Source organism: Erythrobacter tepidarius (assembly GCF_002155695.1).
In the GTDB taxonomy this organism is placed as follows: domain Bacteria; phylum Pseudomonadota; class Alphaproteobacteria; order Sphingomonadales; family Sphingomonadaceae; genus Erythrobacter; species Erythrobacter tepidarius.
In genome coordinates, this window is sequence record NZ_MUYJ01000001.1 from 303,157 (window position 1) to 323,101 (window position 19,945).

The 19,945-nt window shown below is 66.6% G+C and carries 19 protein-coding genes; 10 read left to right on the plus strand and 9 right to left on the minus strand.

Features of this window, described 5'->3' with window-relative positions; translation table 11 throughout:
* The first annotated feature begins 68 nt into the window (after nt 1–68).
* Nucleotides 69–2,165: a malate synthase G gene (locus BZF61_RS01455; protein ID WP_086616833.1), complete on the plus strand. Its 2,097-nt coding sequence runs from the start codon at nt 69–71 to the stop codon at nt 2,163–2,165.
* Between the two features lie 169 nt (nt 2,166–2,334).
* On the opposite strand, the gene rsmA is transcribed toward BZF61_RS01455, so the two are convergent.
* The 4 genes from rsmA to BZF61_RS01475 all read right to left on the minus strand — a co-directional run bounded on the left by rsmA (nt 2,335) and on the right by BZF61_RS01475 (nt 8,002).
* Nucleotides 2,335–3,159 (minus strand): 16S rRNA (adenine(1518)-N(6)/adenine(1519)-N(6))-dimethyltransferase RsmA, encoded by an 825-nt coding sequence (gene rsmA, locus BZF61_RS01460; RefSeq protein WP_086616834.1) that lies wholly within the window; start codon nt 3,157–3,159, stop codon nt 2,335–2,337.
* Nucleotides 3,156–4,169 (minus strand): 4-hydroxythreonine-4-phosphate dehydrogenase PdxA, encoded by a 1,014-nt coding sequence (gene pdxA, locus BZF61_RS01465; RefSeq protein WP_086616835.1) that lies wholly within the window; start codon nt 4,167–4,169, stop codon nt 3,156–3,158. The genes rsmA and pdxA overlap by 4 nt, the downstream gene beginning before the upstream one ends.
* Complete coding sequence (locus tag BZF61_RS01470; RefSeq protein ID WP_086616928.1) at nt 4,166–5,533, minus strand: peptidylprolyl isomerase; 1,368 nt, start codon at nt 5,531–5,533, stop codon at nt 4,166–4,168. Before BZF61_RS01470 ends, pdxA begins: the two co-directional genes overlap by 4 nt.
* Nucleotides 5,534–5,713: 180 nt before the next feature.
* Complete coding sequence (locus BZF61_RS01475; RefSeq protein WP_086616836.1) at nt 5,714–8,002, minus strand: LPS-assembly protein LptD; 2,289 nt, start codon at nt 8,000–8,002, stop codon at nt 5,714–5,716.
* A 137-nt stretch (nt 8,003–8,139) separates the two neighbouring features.
* Between BZF61_RS01475 and BZF61_RS01480 the strand changes: the two genes are divergently transcribed.
* From BZF61_RS01480 to ndk, 5 genes are all read left to right on the plus strand, one after another.
* Nucleotides 8,140–9,600 carry a leucyl aminopeptidase gene (locus tag BZF61_RS01480; RefSeq protein WP_086616837.1) on the plus strand — a complete coding sequence of 487 codons (1,461 nt, stop codon included), beginning with the start codon at nt 8,140–8,142 and terminating at the stop codon, nt 9,598–9,600.
* A 181-nt stretch (nt 9,601–9,781) separates the two neighbouring features.
* Nucleotides 9,782–9,937, plus strand: a complete 156-nt coding sequence (locus BZF61_RS01485; RefSeq protein ID WP_086616838.1) for a DUF2256 domain-containing protein — start codon at nt 9,782–9,784, stop codon at nt 9,935–9,937.
* A gap of 25 nt (nt 9,938–9,962) precedes the next feature.
* Complete coding sequence (locus tag BZF61_RS01490) at nt 9,963–10,397, plus strand: DNA polymerase III subunit chi (RefSeq protein ID WP_086616839.1); 435 nt, start codon at nt 9,963–9,965, stop codon at nt 10,395–10,397.
* Between the two features lie 65 nt (nt 10,398–10,462).
* Nucleotides 10,463–10,972 carry a hypothetical protein gene (locus BZF61_RS01495; protein WP_143736857.1) on the plus strand — a complete coding sequence of 170 codons (510 nt, stop codon included), beginning with the start codon at nt 10,463–10,465 and terminating at the stop codon, nt 10,970–10,972.
* A 144-nt stretch (nt 10,973–11,116) separates the two neighbouring features.
* The gene (gene ndk / locus BZF61_RS01500) at nt 11,117–11,539 is read left to right on the plus strand and encodes a nucleoside-diphosphate kinase (RefSeq protein WP_086616841.1); all 423 of its coding nucleotides are present in this window, start codon (nt 11,117–11,119) and stop codon (nt 11,537–11,539) included.
* A gap of 54 nt (nt 11,540–11,593) precedes the next feature.
* On the opposite strand, the gene BZF61_RS01505 is transcribed toward ndk, so the two are convergent.
* Genes BZF61_RS01505 through purM form a run of 3 tightly spaced genes read right to left on the minus strand, consistent with a single transcriptional unit; the run spans nt 11,594 to nt 14,899 of the window.
* A complete protein-coding gene (locus tag BZF61_RS01505) occupies nt 11,594–12,823 on the minus strand; it encodes a sulfotransferase family protein (RefSeq protein WP_245804454.1) in 1,230 nt (409 codons plus the stop codon).
* Nucleotides 12,823–13,788: a phosphoribosylglycinamide formyltransferase gene (purN, locus tag BZF61_RS01510; protein WP_086616842.1), complete on the minus strand. Its 966-nt coding sequence runs from the start codon at nt 13,786–13,788 to the stop codon at nt 12,823–12,825. The genes BZF61_RS01505 and purN overlap by 1 nt, the downstream gene beginning before the upstream one ends.
* Nucleotides 13,781–14,899 (minus strand): phosphoribosylformylglycinamidine cyclo-ligase, encoded by a 1,119-nt coding sequence (purM, locus tag BZF61_RS01515; RefSeq protein WP_086616843.1) that lies wholly within the window; start codon nt 14,897–14,899, stop codon nt 13,781–13,783. The genes purN and purM overlap by 8 nt, the downstream gene beginning before the upstream one ends.
* A gap of 68 nt (nt 14,900–14,967) precedes the next feature.
* Between purM and BZF61_RS01520 the strand changes: the two genes are divergently transcribed.
* Genes BZF61_RS01520 through BZF61_RS01535 form a run of 4 tightly spaced genes read left to right on the plus strand, consistent with a single transcriptional unit; the run spans nt 14,968 to nt 18,079 of the window.
* Nucleotides 14,968–16,266 carry a hypothetical protein gene (locus BZF61_RS01520; RefSeq protein ID WP_086616844.1) on the plus strand — a complete coding sequence of 433 codons (1,299 nt, stop codon included), beginning with the start codon at nt 14,968–14,970 and terminating at the stop codon, nt 16,264–16,266.
* Nucleotides 16,267–16,277: 11 nt separating this feature from the next.
* Nucleotides 16,278–16,937 carry an HdaA/DnaA family protein gene (locus BZF61_RS01525; protein WP_086616845.1) on the plus strand — a complete coding sequence of 220 codons (660 nt, stop codon included), beginning with the start codon at nt 16,278–16,280 and terminating at the stop codon, nt 16,935–16,937.
* Between the two features lie 45 nt (nt 16,938–16,982).
* Nucleotides 16,983–17,714, plus strand: a complete 732-nt coding sequence (epsC, locus tag BZF61_RS01530; RefSeq protein ID WP_086616846.1) for a serine O-acetyltransferase EpsC — start codon at nt 16,983–16,985, stop codon at nt 17,712–17,714.
* A gap of 35 nt (nt 17,715–17,749) precedes the next feature.
* Nucleotides 17,750–18,079 (plus strand): DUF2794 domain-containing protein, encoded by a 330-nt coding sequence (locus BZF61_RS01535; protein ID WP_086616847.1) that lies wholly within the window; start codon nt 17,750–17,752, stop codon nt 18,077–18,079.
* A gap of 71 nt (nt 18,080–18,150) precedes the next feature.
* On the opposite strand, the gene BZF61_RS01540 is transcribed toward BZF61_RS01535, so the two are convergent.
* Together BZF61_RS01540 and BZF61_RS01545 are read right to left on the minus strand one after the other, a co-directional pair.
* Nucleotides 18,151–19,080 (minus strand): SDR family NAD(P)-dependent oxidoreductase, encoded by a 930-nt coding sequence (locus BZF61_RS01540; RefSeq protein ID WP_086616848.1) that lies wholly within the window; start codon nt 19,078–19,080, stop codon nt 18,151–18,153.
* 125 nt (nt 19,081–19,205) lie between these two features.
* Nucleotides 19,206–19,901, minus strand: a complete 696-nt coding sequence (locus BZF61_RS01545; protein ID WP_086616849.1) for an HAD-IA family hydrolase — start codon at nt 19,899–19,901, stop codon at nt 19,206–19,208.
* Nucleotides 19,902–19,945: the final 44 nt, after the last annotated feature.

Genomic DNA, 19,945 nt, shown 5'->3' on the forward strand with positions numbered 1-19,945 from the left:
AATCTCCCCTGCGCCATAGGGCGGCCCGTCCTCTCCTCCCCGGGCCCTGACAACCCACGAGGACCAAGATGACTGAAATGATCACCCGCGCCGGCATCGCCATCGATTCCCGCCTGGCGAATTTCCTTGAAACGCAGGTTCTCGGCCCTCTTGGGCGCGATGTCGAGGCTTTCTGGCAGGGCTTTGCCGCGCTGCTCGCCGACTTCGTGCCGCGTAATCGTGCGCTGCTGGCCAAGCGCGAGGAATTGCAGGCGCAGATCGATGCGTGGCACAGCGAACGTGCCGGAAAGCCGCATGACGCAGCGGCCTACAAGGCCTTCCTGACGCAGATCGGCTACCTTGTTCCCGAGCCGGGTGACTTCATCATCGGCACGCAGAACGTCGATCCCGAAATCGCCACCATGGCCGGCCCGCAGCTGGTCGTGCCGATTCTCAATGCGCGCTTCCTGCTGAACGCGGCGAATGCCCGGTGGGGAAGCCTCTACGATGCCTTCTACGGCACCGACGCGCTCGACGCGGCCCCGGCGCGCCCTGGCGGCTATGACCCCGAACGCGGCGCAGCGGTGATCGCGCGCGGGCGGCAGTTTTTGGATGATACCTTTCCGCTCGCGAACGGAAGCTGGGCCGATCTGACGGGGCGTGAGGGCATCTCGCTCGCGAGGGCGGACCAATATATCGGCGAAACGGAGAAGGGGATTCTTCTCAGGAACAACGGGCTGCACGTTGAAGTTGTGTTCGATTCGAGCACGCCTGTCGGCGCGACCGACAAGGCCGGGATTGCCGACATCATCGTCGAGGCCGCGCTCACGACCATCGCCGATTGCGAGGATTCGGTCGCCGCGGTCGATGCCGAGGACAAGCTGCTCGCCTACACCAACTGGCTCGGCATCATCCGCGGCGATCTCTCGGAGAGCTTCGAGAAGGGCGGCCGCATGCTGACCCGCACGCTGGCAGGCGACAAGGCCTACACCGCCGCTGATGGCAGCACCCAAACTCTGCCGGGCCGCAGCCTGATGTTCGTACGCAATGTCGGCCACCTGATGACCAACCCCGCGATCCACCTCGCCGATGGCAGCGAGGTGCCCGAGGGCATCATGGACGCGGTCTTCACCAGCGCGATCTCGACCCTCGATATCGAGGGCCACGGGCGGTTCGGCAATTCGCGTACCGGCAGTATCTACATCGTCAAGCCGAAGATGCATGGGCCGGAAGAATGCTCTTTTACTAACGACTTGTTCGACGCAGTTGAGGATCTGCTTCAACTCCCGCGCCACACCATCAAGGTCGGCGTGATGGATGAAGAACGCCGCACCAGCGCCAATCTTGCCGCCTGCATCCATGCGGTGCGTGACCGGATCGTCTTCATCAACACCGGCTTCCTCGACCGGACGGGCGATGAAATCCACACCTCGATGCGCGCCGGGCCGATGCTCCGCAAGGGCGCGATGAAGGGCAGCGCGTGGCTCAAGGCCTACGAGGCCCGCAACGTTGCTATCGGCCTTGCCCACGGGCTTTCGGGCAAGGCCCAGATTGGCAAGGGCATGTGGGCCGCACCCGATCTGATGGGGCAGATGATGATCGAGAAGCTGGGCCATCTCAAGGCGGGCGCCAACACCGCGTGGGTGCCGTCCCCCACTGCCGCGACGCTCCACGCGCTGCATTATCACCAGATCGACGTGTTCGCGGTGCAAAAGCACCTGCCTGAACCGCCGGGCCTCGACGATCTGCTTGCGATTCCGCTGGCCGACGGGGCGAACTGGTCGGAGGCGGAAATCCGCGAGGAGCTCGACAATAATTGCCAGGGCTTGCTCGGCTATGTGGTGCGCTGGATCGATCAGGGCGTGGGCTGCTCCAAGGTGCCCGACATCAACGATGTGGGCCTGATGGAAGACCGCGCGACGCTGCGCATCTCCTCGCAGCACATCGCCAACTGGCTGCTGCACGGGGTGATTACCGAGGCACAAGTGATGGACAGCCTCACGCGCATGGCCGCCAAGGTCGATGCGCAGAACGCAGGCGATCCGCTCTATGTGCCGCTGACGGGCAACGAGGATGGCCCGGCGTTCAGAGCCGCCAAGGATCTGATCTTCAAGGGGGTGGAACAGCCGAGCGGCTATACCGAACCGCTGCTGCACCACTGGCGAAAGATCAGGAAGGCGGGTTAGACGCGCGGTTTCCTACAGGCGCGCGGATTGGCAGGCTTTCCCCATGGCCTGTCTCTCCCGCGCCTCGCTGCCACCGGACTCGCCTTGTGAAGGGGCAGGTTTTTGCGTTCAGGACAGTGTCTCATGTGTCTCCAACAAGCGCGAAGCTGAACGCCAACCGGCCGATCGATCACCCATGCATGGCGCGGGCTATGGCGACGAACTCTGCCACGCTGATCGTTTCGGCGCGGCGGGTTTCGTCGATGCCGAGGCTTTCGAGCGCCTCCAGCGCCCCCGGAACACCTTTGAGGCTCTGACGCAGCATCTTGCGGCGCTGGCCGAAGGCGGCCTCGGTCAGGCGTTCGAGGGTGTGCGCCGAGACGCCCTCGGGCATCGCGGTGGGGGTGACATGGACGATCGCGCTCATCACCTTGGGCGGCGGGGTGAAGGCGCTGCGGTGGACTTTCATCGCAAGGCGGGCCTCGGCGCGCCACTGGGCGAGCACCGCGAGGCGGCCATAGGCGTCATCGCCTGCCGATGCGACGATCCGGTCGGCGACCTCGCGCTGGAACATCAGCGTGAGCGAGTGCCACAGCGGCGGCCAGGCCTCACCGCCGAGCCAGCGCACGAACAGCGCGGTGCCGACATTATAAGGCAGGTTCGAGAGCACGTGGAAGGGCGCGTCGTCCATCAGCGCATTGTGATCGAGAGCAAGCGCGTCACCCTCGATCACGGTGAGCTGCCCCGGAAATGCCTCGCCCAGTTCGGCAAGCGCGGGCAGGCAGCGGCGGTCCATCTCGATGGCGGTAACCTTCGCGCCGGCGCGCAGCAGGGCGCGGGTAAGACCTCCGGGGCCGGGGCCGACTTCGAGCACCCGTGCGCCCGCCAGATCGCCCGGCAGCGCGGCGATGCGGGCAAGCAGCTGCTCGTCGAGCAGGAAGTTCTGCCCCAGCGCCTTGGAGGCGGCCAGGCCGTGACGGGCGATCACCTCGCGGATGGGGGGAAGAGTGGTCATGCGCGCGCCCGCGCCGCCGCCATCTCCGCCGCCATCACGATCGCCGCGGTCATCGCACCGGGATCGGCGATTCCCTGGCCGGCGATGTCGAAGGCGGTGCCGTGATCGGGCGAGGTGCGGATGATGGGCAGGCCGAGCGTGACGTTGACGCCCTCGTCCACTTCCAGTGCCTTGATCGGGATCAGCGCCTGATCGTGATACATCGCGAGCGCCGCGTCATAGGTTTCCCGCGCCCGGGGCGTGAACAGCGCATCGCCCGGCACCGGGCCGAAGGCTTCGATGCCTTCGGCCCGCAAGGCGGCAATGGCCGGCGCGATGATGCGCGCTTCCTCGTCGCCGAACTGCCCGCCTTCCCCCGCATGGGGATTGAGCGCGGCAATCGCGAGGCGGGGCTGGGCAATGCCGAAGTCGCGGCTGAGAGCGGCGGCGACGATCCGCGCCTTGTGGCTGACAAGCTCGGCCGAGAGCAGCGCGGGCACCTCGGCGAGCGCGACATGGACGGTGAGCGGGACGGTGCGCAAGCTCGGCCCGGCCAGCATCATCACCGCGTCGCGATAGGGTTTGCCGCAGGCGTCGGCGAGATATTCGGTCTGGCCCGGATAGTCCCAGCCAATCGCCGCCAGCGCGCTCTTGGCGACAGGCGCGGTGACGATCGCGCACGACGCGCCGGCCAGCGCGCACTTGGTTGCCCATTGCAGCGAGGCCAGCGCGAGGCGGGCGCCATCCGGCGAGGGGGCGGCGGGCTGGTAGGGGCCGTCGAGCAAGGCCAGCACCGGCAGGCCGGCGGCACTGGCGTAGAGCGCCTCGGACGGGTCGGCGATCGGCACGATCGGGCAGTCGATCCCGAGCCGCTCGGCACAGGCGGCGAGCAGACCCGGCCCGCCAACCACGAATACAGGCGGGGCGCGGCACCCGGCCCGCAGCCTGGCCCAGGCGCCGAGGATGACTTCGGGGCCGATCCCCGCCGGATCGCCCAAAGCGATCGCAAGAGGTGCCGCGCTTGCCGTCAATTGTATTCGATATAGGCGTCGTTGCGCAGGTCGCGCAGGTAACGCTGGGCGCGCTTGTTGACCCGCTCCTGTTCGAGCTGGTCCATCACCGATGCGAAGCTCGGCGCGCCGGCATCCTTGGGATCGTCACGTCCGCACAGCATCAGCACGCGCACGCCCTCCCTGATTCCGCCAAACAACGGGGTGGTCTGGCCGATCTGCAGGTTGAGCACGATCGCGCGCAGCTGATCGGGCAGGTTGGCGGCCTTGATCTGGTCATTCGCCACAACCTGCGCGCCGAATGCCGCCGCCGCTGCCTCGACCTCGCCGCAGCCGCGCAGGGACTCGATGAAGCGGCCGAATTGCTCGACCTTCGCGGTCGCCGCCGCCTCGGTCACACCTTCGGGGAAGGAGATCGAGATTTGCTTGAGGTTCAGCACCGCCTCGTTCGGATCAGCCATCAGCACCTGACGCTTGTTGATCAGGTAAAGGATCGAGAAGCCGCCGGGAATCTCGATCGGCCCGTTGAGCTGGCCCGGCTGCATCTGCCGCGCGGCGGCGGCGAGCTGCGGAGGCAGCTGGCCGAGCCGCACCCAGCCCAGATCGCCGCCCACCACCGCCGTGGTCGCTTCGGAGAACTGACGCGCATAGGCGACGAAGCTGCCGCCCTGGCGGAGCTGCTCCATGATCGCCTCGATATTCTTGAGCACCGCCGCGCGGTTCTCGCTGGTGGCCGAAAGATAGATCTCGCCAAGGCGGTATTCTTCGGTGCCCTTGGCCTCGTTCAGACGCTTGAGCACGTCATTGACCTCTTCGGCCGAAACGTTGACGAAAGGCATGATGTTGCGGCGCAGGAGTTTCTCCCACGCCATCTCGCCTTCGATCTGACGCTTGAGCGATGCGGGCGAGGATCCGATCTGGAGCAGATATTCGTCCATCTTCTTCGGCTCGTTGCCGAAGTTCTGCGCGGCGAGCTGCTGGTAGGTCTCCTCCACCTCCTGGGGGGTGACCTTCATTTCGGCGGCTTCGGCCGCCTGGATTTTCAAGGTCTCGTCGATTAGGTTGCGCAGCACCTGGACCCGCAGGCGCAGAAGCTCGTCGTCGGACACCGGAACATCCGAGGATGCGGTGACGAGCGCGACGCGCTGATCGATATCGGTGCCGGTGATGACATAGCCGTTGACCACCGCCGTCGCTGCGCGGCGATTGGGATCGGTCTTGCCGAAAATCGTGATGTCCTCGGGCAGGCCGAAGGGATTGTCGGCTGTCGGCACCGCCACGGTCTGCGCCGGCGCCGCAGCCGGAACCAGCGCGAGCGCAGCCAGCGAGGCCAGCATCGCCCTGGCTCGCAGCGGCATTCCGGCCTTGTTCGAAAACAGCTTCATTCTCACGCGTTCATTCCCGCCTTCGCTCATTTGTGCGCGACCCCTCACGCAATCTGGTGCAGCCCTTGCTTCAGCGCGGCTGAATGGAAGCTGAGTCCCGCCTTAGACCCGGCCCGCGGCGCTGGCCACTGCGACAGGCCCTTACCCCCAATTATCCGCGCTGCCAATTCGCTGACCGCATCAGCGAAAGCCGAGATTGCGCAGCGCGAAGAACAGCTGGAACGTGTTTCCGCGCCGGGCATCGCCCGCGTCGATGAAATCGCGTCGCCAGGTTGCGCCGAATTCGATGCAGTCATCGGCATAGGCAATGCCAAACCGGGTGCGGATCGGTTCGAAGCCATCGGGCTGGAACACCGGGTCCTCGTCGGTATTGGTGAGGTTGAACACGCCCGATCCGAACACCGACCACGTTCGCCCCAGCGCGATGCGCGCTGCGGCGCGCAGTTCTTCGCGGTCACGCAGATCCTCGACCGTCTGGATGTCGCGATTGAGCCGCAGGTAGCCAAATTCGACATAATTGCGGCGCGATCCGATGGTCGCGTCGATCTCGTTGCGGCGCACCGCGAGGTTGTCCTTGTCGAGCCGGAATCGATGCGTGAGGTTGATGAAATCGCGCAAGCGCACTTGCGTGCGTCCGACGAAATCGGACACCCGCTCGGACAGGCCGGTGCCGGTGGGAAAGATCTGTTCAGCCGGATCATCGAACCGATAGGACTGGCCGATGGTGGTCGAGACTCTCCAGCCCGGTCGCTGGAGTTCCCAGTCCACACCCCAGGTCACGCGCGTGCCGTCCTCGACCCGGTCGTAGCCGGGGAAGCGGTTGAGCGCGAAGAGGTTGGAATCCTCCAGGTCGATCGCCCGGGCATCTTCGTTGGACACATCGAGATTGCGCAAGCGCGGGCTGGCGACGATCTGCACCCGGGGTTTGAGGACCTGCGTGCCGCCAAGGGCCTCACCCACGAACGGCCATTCGATGTCGATCGCGGCGGTCGCGATTCCACGCGCGGTCCAGCCTTCGTTGCCGCGATAGCTCGGGGTCGCGGTCGCCAGGATGTTGTCGGTGTTGTAAATGTCACCGCGCACCAGCGCGGTCAGCGTGACCACCTGCCCCAGCGCGGTCAGTCGCCGCAGATCCCACTTCGCTCCAGCAAAGGCGCGCTGGGTGTCTTGCCCGTCGTTGCGCAACAGCGCAAGGCTGTTCACCTGGAACTCGATCTGGCCGCCAAGCAGCGGATCGGAGACGATCTGGCGATAGTCGAGCGCGGGCAGGGCGAGCGGCACCTGTCCCTGATCGGCATTGATCCTGAGCGTTTGGGTCGCCCAGCCGGCGAGCGAGAAATAGGATTTCCCGGTAATGCGTTCGAGGTTGATGGTCGAACGCAGGCGGTCGTCGCGGCTGAGATCGTAACGGCGCAGGAAGGTGCGGTCGGATGCGATGCGAATCGAACCGGTCAGGCTCCATTCGGGCGAGAACTGGAAGCGCCCGTTGCTTTCGATGTAGCCGCGCGGGCGGTTCTGGAAGCTTTGCCCGCCGGTGAAATCGGTCAGTCGGTCGCTGGCGGTGAGGTAGCCACTGATCTGGTAGGCGCCCTTGTCGGTCAGGTGTCGCCACTTGGCGCTCGCCATCGGCGCGACGTCGGAGAACACATAGGCCCCGAGCGTGAGGTCGCGGTTGTCGGCGAGGCGCCAGTAATATTCGCCGCTGACTTCCAGACCGTTGACCTGGCTGATCCGGAAATCAGGGACGAGAAAGCCGCTTTCTGCCTTGCCGTCGGTGCGCAGCGCGAGGCCGGGCAGGGGCAGGATGCGCGCGCCGAACAATTCCAGCATAGCGCCTTCGAAGCGCACCCGCTGGGCCTTCTGGTCGAACGTCACCTTGTCGGCGGTGATCCGCCAGCTGGGGTTCCGGGCGCAGCCGTCCTCGCCCGTCACCGCGCAGGCCGAATAGGCCGCATCGGTGAGCAGCGCGATGCCGTCCTCGCCGCGTTCGGCCGATCGCGCGGCGAGCCGGCCCCCAGCCCTGAGCGCGATCAGCAGCTCGGCCATGGCCCCGGCTTCGAAAGTCTCGGTCAGCTCGACCTGATCGGTGAACAGCTGGTTGCCGGCATCGTCAACCAGCCGGATATTGCCGGTGGCGATGATCTTGCCGGTGGCGCGGTCCCAGGTGATCTCGTCGGCGCGGACCGAGCGATCTTCCGAGCGCAGGATGACATTGCCACGCGCAATGACGATCTCGCGCTCGCTGTCATAGGCGATCTCGCGCGCTTCGAAAGCGATGACTTGAGCGGCCTGCTGCGGGTCTACCGCGGGAGCGGCGGCCCGATCCTGCGCGTCATCCTGCGCCGCGAGTGTGGCGGGCATCGCCAGCAGGATCAGCGCGAGGGCCAGACGCAAGGAAGCGCCCCGCGCCGGGGAGCGCTGGTCATGGTACGCGGCCTCGCGCGATCCGTACGACAAGCCTCCCGACATGGCCTTGCCTATTGCACCGCTCGCGCTTAATCGCAATCGCCATTGCACCCCCGACGCGTGCGGCTTGTCGCAGGTGCGCGGCACTCTGCCAGCGCAAGTCCCCGACCGGCAAACACGCGCTTCCTTTCGGAGAACCCATGCAGATTCATTTCACCGCCGCTCCGCCCGCCGACATTCGCCTGCACGCGCAGGTCGTGAACCAGGGGGCGAGTCTCGCCGCGCTCGATGCCGCGCTGGCCGAAGGTGCCGCTGCGGCGCGCTTTGCGGGCCGGGCCGGGCAGGTTTTCGATGGTTTCGTCGGCAGCGGCGCGGGTCTGCGCTGGATCGCGCTGGCCGGTGCGGGCGAGCCCGGCGCCGCCGAACGCCGCCTCAACTGCGAACGCGCCGGTGCGGCGCTGACCGCGAAATATCTCGTTTCGGGCGAGGCGGCGATGGTGCTCGATCTCGGCCAGGCGGCGCTTTCGGCGACCGATGCCGCCGCAGTCCTGCTCGGCCTGCGCCTGCGCGGCTGGCGGCATGACAAGTATCGCACCCGCCTTGCTGCCGACAAGCGCCCCTCGTTGACCACGGTTCACGTGATCAACGCGCCCGCCGGCACCGAAGCGGAATGGGAGCGCGAAGCGGCGCTGGCCAGGGGGGTCGAATTCACCCGAATGCTGGTGACCGAGCCGGCCAACATCATCTATCCGGCGAGTTTCGTGGCCGCCTGCGAGGAAGCCTTTTCCGGCACCGGTGTCAGCATCACCGTGCTCGGCGAGGCCGAGATGGAAAAGCTCGGCATGGGCGCGCTGCTCGGTGTGGGCAAGGGCTCCGAGCGCGAATCCAAGCTGCTCGCGATCCGTTGGGACGGCGCCGCGGCTGAAGACAAGCCGACCGTGTTCGTGGGCAAGGGCGTCACCTTCGATACCGGCGGCATCTCGCTCAAGCCGCCGCCGGGCATGGAAGACATGAAGTGGGACATGGGCGGTGCGGGCGCGGTGGCCGGCGCGATGCTGGCGCTCGCCGGTCGCAAGGCCAAGGCCAATGTGATCGGGGTGATGGGCCTCGTCGAGAACATGCCCGACGGCAAGGCCCAGCGCCCCGGCGACATCGTCACCACCATGAGCGGCCAGACGGTCGAGGTGCTCAACACCGATGCCGAAGGCCGGCTGGTGCTGTGCGACGCGCTGCACTGGGCGCAGGAGCAATTCAACCCCGTGCGGATCATTGATCTTGCGACGCTGACCGGGGCGATGATCATCAGCCTCGGCAACGAATATGGCGGGCTGTTCGCCAATGACGACACGCTCGCCGCGCAGCTGACCGCAGCAGGCCAGGCCAGCGGCGACAAGCTGTGGCGGATGCCGCTTGGCCCCAATTACGACAAGTTGATCGATTCGCCGGTGGCCGATATCAAGAATGTCGGCCCGCGCGAGGCCGGCTCGATCACCGCCGCGCAGTTCCTTCAGCGCTTCGTCAAGGACGGCACCCCGTGGGCGCATCTCGACATCGCCGGGATGGTGTGGGCCGCCAAGCCCGGCCACACCTGGGACAAGGGCGCGACCGGCTATGGCGTGCGCCTGCTCGACCAGTTCGTGCGGGATGTCGTGGAAGGCTGATCCGCAATTGGGGCCACAATAAGCGAAGCGGTAGGCCGGATCACTGGCCTCAAGCAGCGAAGCGGTGGGCCGGATCACTGGCCTCAAGCAGCGAAGCGGTAGGCTGGATTACTGGCCTCAAGCAGCGAAGCGGTAGGCCGGATCACTGGCCTCAAGTAGCGAAGCGGTAGGCCAACAAAGAATGCCGAAGATGAGGCGCAAGTCCGACCTGCCGACCAAGACCTGTCTCGCCTGCGGGCTGCCGTTCGCGTGGCGCAAGAAATGGGCGCGTGACTGGGACAATGTGAAGTATTGTTCCGAGCGATGCAGGCGGTCTAAGCCTCTGGCCCTTAAGTAGCGCAGCGGTAGGGCGACAAGGCAAGATGAAGCTCGACTTCTGGCAGGTCACCGAAGATCCGGTCGAGAAGGTGGTCAGTCTGATCGCCAAGCGTGCGCTCGGACTGGGTGAGCGGGTGCTCGTCGTCGCCGCCGACGCGAAGCAGCGCGCAGCCATCGCGCGCGAGTTGTGGCAGGCCGGCCCCGAAAGCTTCCTTGCCAATGGCGAGGGCGATGCGCCCGGGGCCGAACGCCAGCCCATCGTCCTGTCGGCCGCGTGCACTGCGCCCAACGGGGCAAGCCACCTGATCCTGGCTGACGGAATTTTCCGCGAGACCGAAGGGTTTGCCCGCGTGTTCCTGTTGTTCCCGCCGGCTGCGGCCCCCGCCGCGCGGGCCGCGTGGCGCGCACAGGACGGCCGCGCCGATATCGAGCGCGCCTATTTCGCGCAGGAAGGCGGGCGCTGGGTCAAGAAGGGCTGAGGGCTTGCGCTCAGGCCAGTGATAGGGGAATGCTGCCGTTCGGCAGTGATTGGGGGGAGACGGCAATGCGCAAGGTGGCTCTGGCGATGGCAGGGGGTGCGGCACTGACGCTCGCGGCTTGCGGTTCGGAAAGCTCTGGTGAATTCACCACCGCGAACGGCGAGCAGGCTGAATACACCATCGACAAGGGCTCGGGTGAGACCGCGATGACGATCAAGAGCAAGGACGGCACGGCCACCATGCGCTCGGGTGCGGATGTGCCGGTCAGCTTGCCTGCCGGGTTCAGCCTCTATCCCGGATCCAAGGTGGTCACCAACACCGTGGTCAAGCAGCCCGACGGGCAGGGGACTATGGTGATGTTCGAGACCGGGGCGGCGGCTGACGAGGTGATCGCCCACTTCCGGGAACAGGCCAAGGCGGCGGGGTTCGACATCCAGCTGGAGATGAACACCAACGGCACGCAGATGATCGGCGGCGAGCGCAAGGACGGATCGACCCTGTCGGTCACCGCCAGCCCCGGCGGCGATAGCGGCACCACCGGCCAGCTGATCATCGGCAGCAGCAAGGGCGGCTGAACGCGGTTTCAGGGGGCGTTCCGCCCACGCTCTGCGCGGGCCTTTCCCGGCGCCTGCGCAGGCTTGCCATTTTGCAGCGCAGCATCTAGTGGCGCGGCCACGATCTCCCCCCCGACAACAAAAGACGTTCACAGGAGCACTATCATGGCGGTCACCCGCACCTTCTCGATCATCAAGCCCGATGCCACCCGCCGCAACCTGACCGGCGCGGTCACCAAGATGCTGGAAGAGGCCGGCCTGCGCGTCGTTGCTTCCAAGCGCATCCGCATGACCCGCGAGCAGGCCGAGGGCTTCTACGCGGTGCACAAGGACCGCCCGTTCTTCGGTGAACTCGTCGAATTCATGACGAGCGAGCCGGTGGTGGTTCAGGTGCTCGAAGGCGAAGACGCCGTGGCCCGCAACCGCGAGATCATGGGCGCGACCAACCCGGCCGAGGCAGCGCCGGGCACGATCCGCAAGGAATTTGCGCTGTCGATCGGTGAGAACAGCGTCCACGGTTCGGACAGCGATGAAAACGCCGCGATCGAGATCGCCTTTTTCTTCAAGCCGGAAGAAATCGTCGGCTGATTTCGTCAAGCCAGACGATTTGCCAAGGGCCGTCCCGTTGGGGCGGCCCTTTTGCTACGCGCCGCGCCGTTCCGCCTCGGCAAACCGAGCGAGCTGGCCGGCGTGGGCGTGGTGTTGGCCGCCTTCGCTTGCCGCCATGGTTCGGCGCATCGCCGCCAGCGCCTGCGGCGTGAGGGTGAGGCCGAGTTCGGCGTAGACCCGGGCGATCGCGCTTTGCCAGTCGGCATTGAGATCGTCGAAAGACGCCCGGGCAACCGGGCCCCGCCAGCCTTGGAGCGCCGCCGCGATACGTTCCTCGCGCAGGGCAATCTTGTGCCGCCAGCGCGCTTCGATGGCGGCAAGGTCGCAAGCATCCGACTGCACCGCCATCTGGTTCGCCGCAAGGCTCACCGCGCTGCGCAGCACCGCCTCGTGTGCGCGCTCTGCCAGCACCAGCCGGGCATCGGGGAAGAGCCCAAGGATCGTGTCGAGATCCTCGGCGAAGGCCGGAACCTTCATCACCCTCGGGCGGTCGGCGATTGCGCGGGTGGCGGCATCGGTCTGGAGGATGCGACGGAATTCGCGGTAAATCGCCGCGGGATCGCGCGCTTCGCTCCACGCCGAATAGGACGGGATATGCCACTGGCTCTCGTATATCGAATGGTGGAGCGCGGCGGAGATCCACGCCAGTTCCTCCTCGACCGCGGTGGGCGCCATGGGGTGGATCGACTGCATCCAGGGATTGAGCAGGCCCAGCAGGCGCAGTTCGAAGGCGCTCACCAGCCGCTTGACGCCCAAGCGTGTCCGCAGGCCCTGAGGCACCGGATGGTAGGCATCGCAGTAACGCGTATGCGAGAAGGCCGGATCGGCGGCGAGCAGCTTGTGGAGGCGCGTGGTGCCGGAACGCATATGGCCGACGACGATGATCGGCGCCGGCAGCGGCGTTTCCAGCAGTCGCGGCTGCGCCTCCCACAGCGCACCGAGCGCCAGCCGGTTCTTCACCACACGCGCGAGTTGCCCCCAAGCCATTGCCCGCCCGAGCGGGTTGAGGTCGGCCTCGGCCGCGACACTGGCGATGATCCGGGTGAACCGCTCGCGGAAGTCGGCCACGTCCTCGCCCGTGCGCCCGCCGTGCTCTGCCGCTGCGGCGCGCGCGCCATAGGGCTTGGCCGCGAGCGCCCAAAGCGCGTCCGGATCAAGTTCGGGCGGCGGCAACCAGCCCTTGGCCCATGCCTTGCCGAGGAAATCGCTGGTCCGCTGCGCCAGCGCCCCGCGCGCCAGCGGGTGGGTGCGCACCGGTGCCATCAGAATTGATCCGCGATATTCATCAAGCGGGTCAGGCGCTTTGGCGCAACGCTGCGCCAGCTGCGCTGGAGCCACGTCTCGATGTCGCCCCAGTCGAGATCGGGCCGGTCGAGCACGATCCCGACCCAGCCACTCGCCCCATAGAAGGCGGGCTTGAAATAGATGTCCGGCTGATCTTCGATGAGAGCGTGAAGTTCGTCCATGCCGCTGGTCTTGACCAGAAGGGCGATGCGTTCGTGCCCGTGCGGACGTTCGGAGAAATAGGCGAAATACTTGCCCGACTTGCTCCCGCCGACCCGGAAGCCAGCGGAACCAAAGCTTTTCTGTTCGGATGTTTCGGGCAGGGCCAGCGCACGCGCGCGCAACTGCGCCAGCAGCCATGAGGGATTGCGCCAGCGCGACACGTAATCGGCCACGGCGCGCGGGTAGAGCTGGTGCTCGGCATGCTTCACCCGTTCGGCAAGGGTTGCGGGCGTATCGCCCGGAACAATCGGCACCGCGATCTGCGCCAGCACCTCGCCTGCGTCCAATTCCGGCGTCACCAGATGGACGCTCGTGCCCCCATGGCTTTCACCCGCAGCAATCGCGCGCGCATGGGTGTCGAGCCCCTTGTAGAGTGGCAGGAGTGAGGGATGGATATTGAGCATCCGCCCCGCCCAGCGCTGCACGAAGCCGTCCGACAGGATGCGCATATAACCCGCCAGCACGATATGATCCGCGCCTGCCGCAAGCACGGCGGCTTCCATCGCCGCGTCATGCGCCTCGCGGGTCATTCCCTTGTGCGGCAGGGCGAAGGTGGGGATGCCTTCGGCCTGCGCCAGCGCAAGGCCGCCGGCGGCAGGATCATTCGCGGCGACCAGCACCACTTCATAGGGGCAATCCGCGATCCGGCTGGCATAGACCAGCGCGGCCATGTTTGTCCCTGCGCCGGAAATGAGGATGGCGATGCGGGCCTTGTCAGCCAAGGTGGGTGGCGCTCCAATCGCTTTTGGCCGACCAGGTCTCGACGCTGCCGCGCACGGTGCAGCCCCTTTCGCCTGCTTCGATGCGGCCGACCGGGAAGACGGTCTCGCCGGCTGCATCGAGCCTTTCGGTCACCTGCGCAACCTTGTCCGGATGAACCGCCAGCACCATGCCCACTCCGCAATTGAAGGTGCGGGCCATTTCTTGCGGCTCGATATTTCCCTGCGCCTGAAGGAAGGCCATGAGCCGCGGCTGGGGCCACAGGTCGGCATCGACATGGGCATGGGCACCGTGCGGCAGGATGCGCGGGATGTTTTCGAGCAGTCCGCCGCCGGTGATATGCGCGAGGGCATTGATCAGGCCTGCACGGATCAGCGGCAACAGGCTTGCGACATAGATGCGGGTCGGGGCGATCAGCGCATCGATCAGCAACCGCTCCTGATCGAACAGGGCCGGACGATTGAGTTTCCAGCCCTTGTCCGCCGCCAGCCTGCGCACCAGCGAATATCCGTTGGAATGGACCCCGCTCGAAGCGAGGCCCAGCAGCACATCGCCGGGCGCAACCTTGTCGCCCGTCAGCTGCTCGCCGCGCTCGACCGCGCCGACACAAAAGCCGGCAAGGTCGTAGTCGCCGGGGGCATACATCCCTGGCATTTCCGCCGTCTCGCCGCCGATCAGCGCGCAGCCGGCCTGCTTGCAGCCCTCGGCAATTCCCGCGATCACCCTTTCGGCGACCCCGTTCTCCAGCTTCCCGGTGGCAAAATAATCGAGGAAGAAGAGCGGCTCTGCCCCCTGCACGATCAGATCGTTGACGCACATCGCAACCAGATCGATCCCGACGCTGTCATGCCGGTCATGCGCGATTGCGAGCTTGAGCTTGGTGCCGACGCCGTCATTGGCCGCAACCAGCAGCGGATCATTGTAGCCCGCCGCCTTGGGGTCGAAGAACCCGCCGAACCCACCCAGCTCGCTGGTCGCGCCCGGGCGCGCGGTGGCCTTGGCGAGCGGGGCGATGGCTTTCACCAGCGCGTTACCCGCAGCGATCGACACGCCCGCATCGGCATAGGTGTAGCCCGAGCCTTGCGGCTTGCTCTCGTTTGTCCCCGAAGTCATGCATAGGCCCATAGCCATTCGTGCTTGGAATTCCACCCGCCTTTGGGCAAAGGAAGCGGGCTTTCCCCATGCGTGCGACGCTTTACCTGTCCGGCCCCACGACGGCCCCTTCGCAAGCGCTCAAGCGCTCGCTTGGCGGCGCGGCGCTCGCGCTCGCGCTGCTCGGCGGTAGCTATGCGCTGCTGGCGCAGGTCGCGGGCGAGCGCGGGATTGCGCCCACCGCCGCGAGCGCGGATATCGAGGTCAAGGGCATCAGCGTCGATGTGACCGCCGATAGCGCCGAGGAAGCTCGCACCAAGGGCTGGCGCGAGGCGCAGCGCAAGGCCTGGGCGAAAGTGGGCGGCCCGAAGCTCGCCGACGGCCAGCTCGACGGCCTCGTCTCGGCCATCGTGATCGAGCGTGAGCAGCTTGGCCCCAGGCGCTACATCGCCACGCTCGGCGTGGTGTTCGATCGCCAGCGGGCCAGCGGCTATCTCGGCGGGGCGCAGCAGGCCGCGCGTTCGGCCCCGATGCTGCTTATCCCGGTCGAGGTGAGCGGCGGGGCCTATACCACCTTCGAACAGCGCAACGCCTGGCAGCGCGCCTGGGCCGAGTTCAACCCCGGCACCAGCCGCATCAACTATGTTCGCCCGAGCGGGGCGGGGGGCGATTCGCTGCTGATCAACTTCGGCCAGACCGCAAGGCATAGCCGGGTGTGGTGGCGCTCGACGCTTGATCAGTATGGTGCATCGGATGCGCTGATGGCCTTCGCGCGGCTCGATCACCAGTTTCCCGGTGGGCCGGTGAGCGGCACCTTCACGGCACGCTACGGCCCTGACAGCCGCCCGCTCGGACGTTTCACCCTCAAGGCTGCCGGCCCGGACGAACTGCCCGCCATGCTCGCCAAAGCGGTCGAGCGGATGGATGCAATCTTCACCGCTGCCCTCGAAAGCGGCAAGCTCAGACCCGATCCGACATTGCGGCTCGGCGGCAGCGGCGAGATCGATCCGGCCATCGCCCGCCTGATCGAGATTGGCCGTGCGGTGCGGGCGCGCTCGGCGGCGGCGGCAGCAGCAGCAGCAGCAGCGGCGGCTACGGCGCCGGGGATCGCGGTCCAGCCGGTGACCGGGGGTGCGCCGGGCGAGGTCGCGGTGCGCAACATCGTGGTCCAGTTCGCCACGCCCGACGCCGGCGCCTTCGACAGTGCGCTCGGCGCAGTGCGGGGGACTGCCGGCGTGCGCGGCGTGGGCGTCACCAGCACCGCAATCGGCGGCACCTCGGTCATGAGCGTGAGCTTTGCCGGATCCCTCGAAGAACTCGCCGCCGCGCTCGAAGCGCGCGGATTTGCGGTGCGGCGGGGGGCTAACGCGCTAGCCATCAGCCGTTGAGGGCCGCGCGCATGAGCCGCCCGTCGCCGTCCCAGATCGCCCTGCCGCTTGCGGTCCGCAGAACGTCTCAGGCGCAGCGGATCATCGTTGGCGCGGCCAATGCTCACGTGATCGAAGCCTTGCGGGATCCCTTGGGCTGGCCTTTCCATGTCGCCGTGCTTACCGGTCCGCCGCGTTCGGGCAAGTCGCTGCTGGGGCGCTGGGCGCAGGGTCTGGCCGGCGAGGACGCGCTGGAGGTGATCGACGATGCCGAGACGATCGATGAAACCGAACTGTTCCACCGCTGGAACGCGGTGCAGCAGGGCGGATCGCGGGAGGGCGCGGCCCTGCTGATCGTCGCCAATGCCGCCGAGGAGAGCGGCGGCTGGCGAATCGCGCTGCCCGATCTCGCCTCGCGCATCGGCGCTTCGCTCCATGTCGAAGTCGGCACGCCCGATGATTCCTTTGCCGCCGACCTGCTCCGCGCCCATGCCGAGGCGCGCGGCCTCAGTCTGCCCGAGGGGGCGGCCGAATATCTCATCCCCCGCACCACCCGCAGCTTTGCCGCGATCGAGACGCTGGTGGCGACAATCGACCGGATCTCCCTTGAACGTCAGACCCCTGCCACCATGTCAGTGTGGCGCGCCGCGCTCGAGGCCCTGCACGGGCCGGAGCAGAGCCGACTGTTCTGATTATCGTGAGTTGCATCGCGCAGGGTTTGGTGGGAATTTGAAGCCATGTTCGAGCGCCTGATCAGCTACCTTGACTCGGTTCGGGCGCGTGACCCCGCGCCGCGTTCGCGCTGGGAAATCCTGCTCTATCCGGGCGTGTGGGCGCTGGGCTTCCACCGCGTGGCGCACTGGCTGTTCGAGGCGAAGCTCTATTTCCTTGCGCGTTTCGTGAACCACTTCTCGCGGCTGCTGACCGCGATCGACATCCATCCCGGCGCAAGGATCGGGAAGAACTTCTTCATCGATCACGGCTTCACCGTGATCGGCGAGACTGCTGAGATCGGCGACAACGTGACGATCTACCAATGCGTCACGCTGGGCGGCGCCAATCCGACCAACGGCAAGGGCGGCAAGCGCCACCCGACGCTGAAGGACAATGTCATCATCGGTTCGGGCGCGCAGATCATCGGGCCGATTGTGGTGGGCGAGCGGGCGCGGGTCGGGGCCAATGCGGTTGTGACCGAGGACGTGCCGGCGGGGGCGACCATGATCGGGCTCAAGGCGCGCTCGACGCTGATGCCGGCGGAGCAGTGGCTGCGCGAATTCATCCCTTACGGAACGCCGTGCGACGATCCGCCCTGCGATGATCAGGGCCGTCCGCGCCGCGACTGCGTCGAAAAGCTCGAAGGCGAAGTGGCGGCCCTGCGCGAGGAACTGGAGGCGATGAAGGCGCTGCTGGCCGAGCGCGCGCCGCCGGTGCCCGCGGTGCGGCGGCGCAAGAGCGGAACCGAAGATTGAAGAATCCGGGACAAATCCCCGGAATTGCCGGACAGGTGGTGGCATTCCCTGGGCGCGGCGCAGATCAGGTCGGGTTCGAACGCGCCGAGCTGATGCGCATTCTCGACCTCTATGGCCGCATGGTCGCCGCCGGCGAATGGCGTGACTATGCGATGGATTTCACCCGCCACGCGGCCAGCTTCGCCGCTTTCCGGCGCACCGCCGAACGCCCGCAGGCGCGGCTGGAAAAACGCCCGGCGCTACGCGGCAAGCAGGGCATGTGGACACTTTTCGGTGAACACGGCCAGGTCTTGAAGCGCGGCCATGATCTCGCCGCGGTGCTCGCCCCGATGGAGCGGCGGCTGCTCAAGGCGGTGGAGGACTAGCGCGCTTGCCAAAGCAAGCGGCCCGCCCCCTTGCGGGGACGGGCCTTGCTCAAACCGCGCGCTAGGCGCGATTACCCGCGCGCGCTCGACGGGCCGGTGCCGGTGACCTTCTGCATCGCCTTGAGGATATTGGCCGACTGCTCGCTGCCCGATTGCGGGGCGAGGAGGTTGGTGAAGGAGCTGATTTCCTCCCAGTGCGCCGCGAAGCCTTCGACGGTGCGTTCGCTTTCCGGCAGCCATACGGCCTCGTTCATCACCGTCCAAGCGGAGTGGAACCCGCCCGCGCCCGCGCCCACGATCGCATTGGTCGGGGCGTCGTCGCTGACGAGGAACAGCGCGGCCGGCACGACGTTTTCCGGCGCGAAGAGCTTAAAGGCCTCTTCAGGGAAGAGGTCTTCGGTCATGCGGGTGCCCGCGACCGGCGAGAGGGTGTTGACGCGCACATTGTACTTTGCACCTTCGAGCGCCAGCGTCTTGGTGAGGCCGGCCAGACCCAGCTTGGCCGCGCCATAGTTGGCCTGGCCGAAATTGCCGAACAGCCCGGTCGACGATGCGGTCATCAGGACGCGGCCATAGCCCTGCTCGCGGAAGGTTTCCCAGGCAGCCTTGGTGGCAAAGGCCGAGCCGGTGAGATGCACCTTGACGACGAACTCAAAGTCAGCCGGCTCCATCTTGGCGAAGGTCTTGTCGCGCAGCACGCCGGCATTGTTGATCAGGATGTGCACGCCGCCCCATTTCTGCTTGGCATCGGCGACCATCTTTTCCATCTGTTCGAATTCGGTGACCGAAGCGCCGTTGGCCATCGCCTCGCCGCCCATCGCCTCGATTTCGGCGACAACCTGAGCGGCGGCATCCGATGTGCCCGTCCCGTCGCGCGCGCCGCCGAGGTCGTTGACCACGACCTTCGCCCCGCGGCGGGCGAGTTCGAGAGCGTAGGCCTTGCCGAGTCCGCCGCCGGCACCGGTGACGATGGCGACCTTGTCCTTGAAGCTGATGCTCATGCGTGTTCTCCTGTGGTTGCGACGCGGCGCGGTTTACGCCTGCGTAAAGCGGAATTGCGGGCGCTGCGTGGCACTTTCGCGCGGCCCATGCAACAGCCGAACTGACAGGGGCGCTTGCCGTAGGGTCAGACGGCGCGAGAAAGGCCTGCCAGCGCGGGAATGAGGGCATCGAACGAATCGATCTCGGCATCCGCGCCCAGATCATGGGCTGGAAGGTCGCAATAGCCATAGGCCGCTGCCACCACCGGAACCCCGGCGGCCCTGGCAGCGCGCACGTCATAGCTCGAATCGCCGACGAACACGAATCGCCCTGCTTCGGTTGCCTCGCGCGCCTTGAGCAAGGGGGCAGGGTGGGGCTTGGCGAGGAATTGCCCGTCCTCGCCCTTGCCCAGCGAATCCCCGCCGATCACGGTCTCGAAGGCATCGATCAGATCGAGCTGGGTAAGAACGGCGCGCGCGAAGGCTTCGAACTTGTTGGTGACCACCGCCATGCGCACACCCTGTGAGGCAAGCTCCGCCAAGGCCTCGCGCACGCCGGGGTAGGGGACGGTGTGAACCGCATTGTTCGCCTCGTAATAGCCGAGCATCGCCTTGTAGAGCCGCTTGAACTCGTCCTCCGGCAGACCCCCTTGTGCCTCGATCGCCCGGGCGAGCATGATCTTGGCCCCGCCGCCGATCAGGTCCTTGCTCGTTTCCACTGGCACCTCGGCAAAGCCGCCGAGCCGGAGGGCATGGTTCACCGCCGCCCCAAGATCGCGGAAGGTATCGAGCAAGGTGCCGTCGAGGTCGAAGCCGATAGCGTCGAATGGAATCTTGATCATGCTGGCGCGGTGGCGGAAGCTTCTTCAATCCGCAAGCATTTGCT

What these genes read in the sequence shown, in the direction of transcription:
- BZF61_RS01455 (WP_086616833.1), top strand. Translation starts at nt 69, where the DNA reads ATGACTGAAATGATCACCCGCGCCGGCATCGCCATCGATTCCCGCCTG.
- rsmA (WP_086616834.1), bottom strand. Translation starts at nt 3,159, where the DNA reads ATGACCACTCTTCCCCCCATCCGCGAGGTGATCGCCCGTCACGGCCTG.
- BZF61_RS01470 (WP_086616928.1), bottom strand. Translation starts at nt 5,533, where the DNA reads ATGAAGCTGTTTTCGAACAAGGCCGGAATGCCGCTGCGAGCCAGGGCG.
- BZF61_RS01475 (WP_086616836.1), bottom strand. Translation starts at nt 8,002, where the DNA reads ATGTCGGGAGGCTTGTCGTACGGATCGCGCGAGGCCGCGTACCATGAC.
- BZF61_RS01480 (WP_086616837.1), top strand. Translation starts at nt 8,140, where the DNA reads ATGCAGATTCATTTCACCGCCGCTCCGCCCGCCGACATTCGCCTGCAC.
- BZF61_RS01485 (WP_086616838.1), top strand. Translation starts at nt 9,782, where the DNA reads ATGCCGAAGATGAGGCGCAAGTCCGACCTGCCGACCAAGACCTGTCTC.
- BZF61_RS01490 (WP_086616839.1), top strand. Translation starts at nt 9,963, where the DNA reads ATGAAGCTCGACTTCTGGCAGGTCACCGAAGATCCGGTCGAGAAGGTG.
- BZF61_RS01495 (WP_143736857.1), top strand. Translation starts at nt 10,463, where the DNA reads ATGCGCAAGGTGGCTCTGGCGATGGCAGGGGGTGCGGCACTGACGCTC.
- ndk (WP_086616841.1), top strand. Translation starts at nt 11,117, where the DNA reads ATGGCGGTCACCCGCACCTTCTCGATCATCAAGCCCGATGCCACCCGC.
- BZF61_RS01505 (WP_245804454.1), bottom strand. Translation starts at nt 12,823, where the DNA reads ATGGCACCGGTGCGCACCCACCCGCTGGCGCGCGGGGCGCTGGCGCAG.
- purM (WP_086616843.1), bottom strand. Translation starts at nt 14,899, where the DNA reads ATGACTTCGGGGACAAACGAGAGCAAGCCGCAAGGCTCGGGCTACACC.
- BZF61_RS01520 (WP_086616844.1), top strand. Translation starts at nt 14,968, where the DNA reads ATGCGTGCGACGCTTTACCTGTCCGGCCCCACGACGGCCCCTTCGCAA.
- BZF61_RS01525 (WP_086616845.1), top strand. Translation starts at nt 16,278, where the DNA reads ATGAGCCGCCCGTCGCCGTCCCAGATCGCCCTGCCGCTTGCGGTCCGC.
- epsC (WP_086616846.1), top strand. Translation starts at nt 16,983, where the DNA reads ATGTTCGAGCGCCTGATCAGCTACCTTGACTCGGTTCGGGCGCGTGAC.
- BZF61_RS01540 (WP_086616848.1), bottom strand. Translation starts at nt 19,080, where the DNA reads ATGAGCATCAGCTTCAAGGACAAGGTCGCCATCGTCACCGGTGCCGGC.
- BZF61_RS01545 (WP_086616849.1), bottom strand. Translation starts at nt 19,901, where the DNA reads ATGATCAAGATTCCATTCGACGCTATCGGCTTCGACCTCGACGGCACC.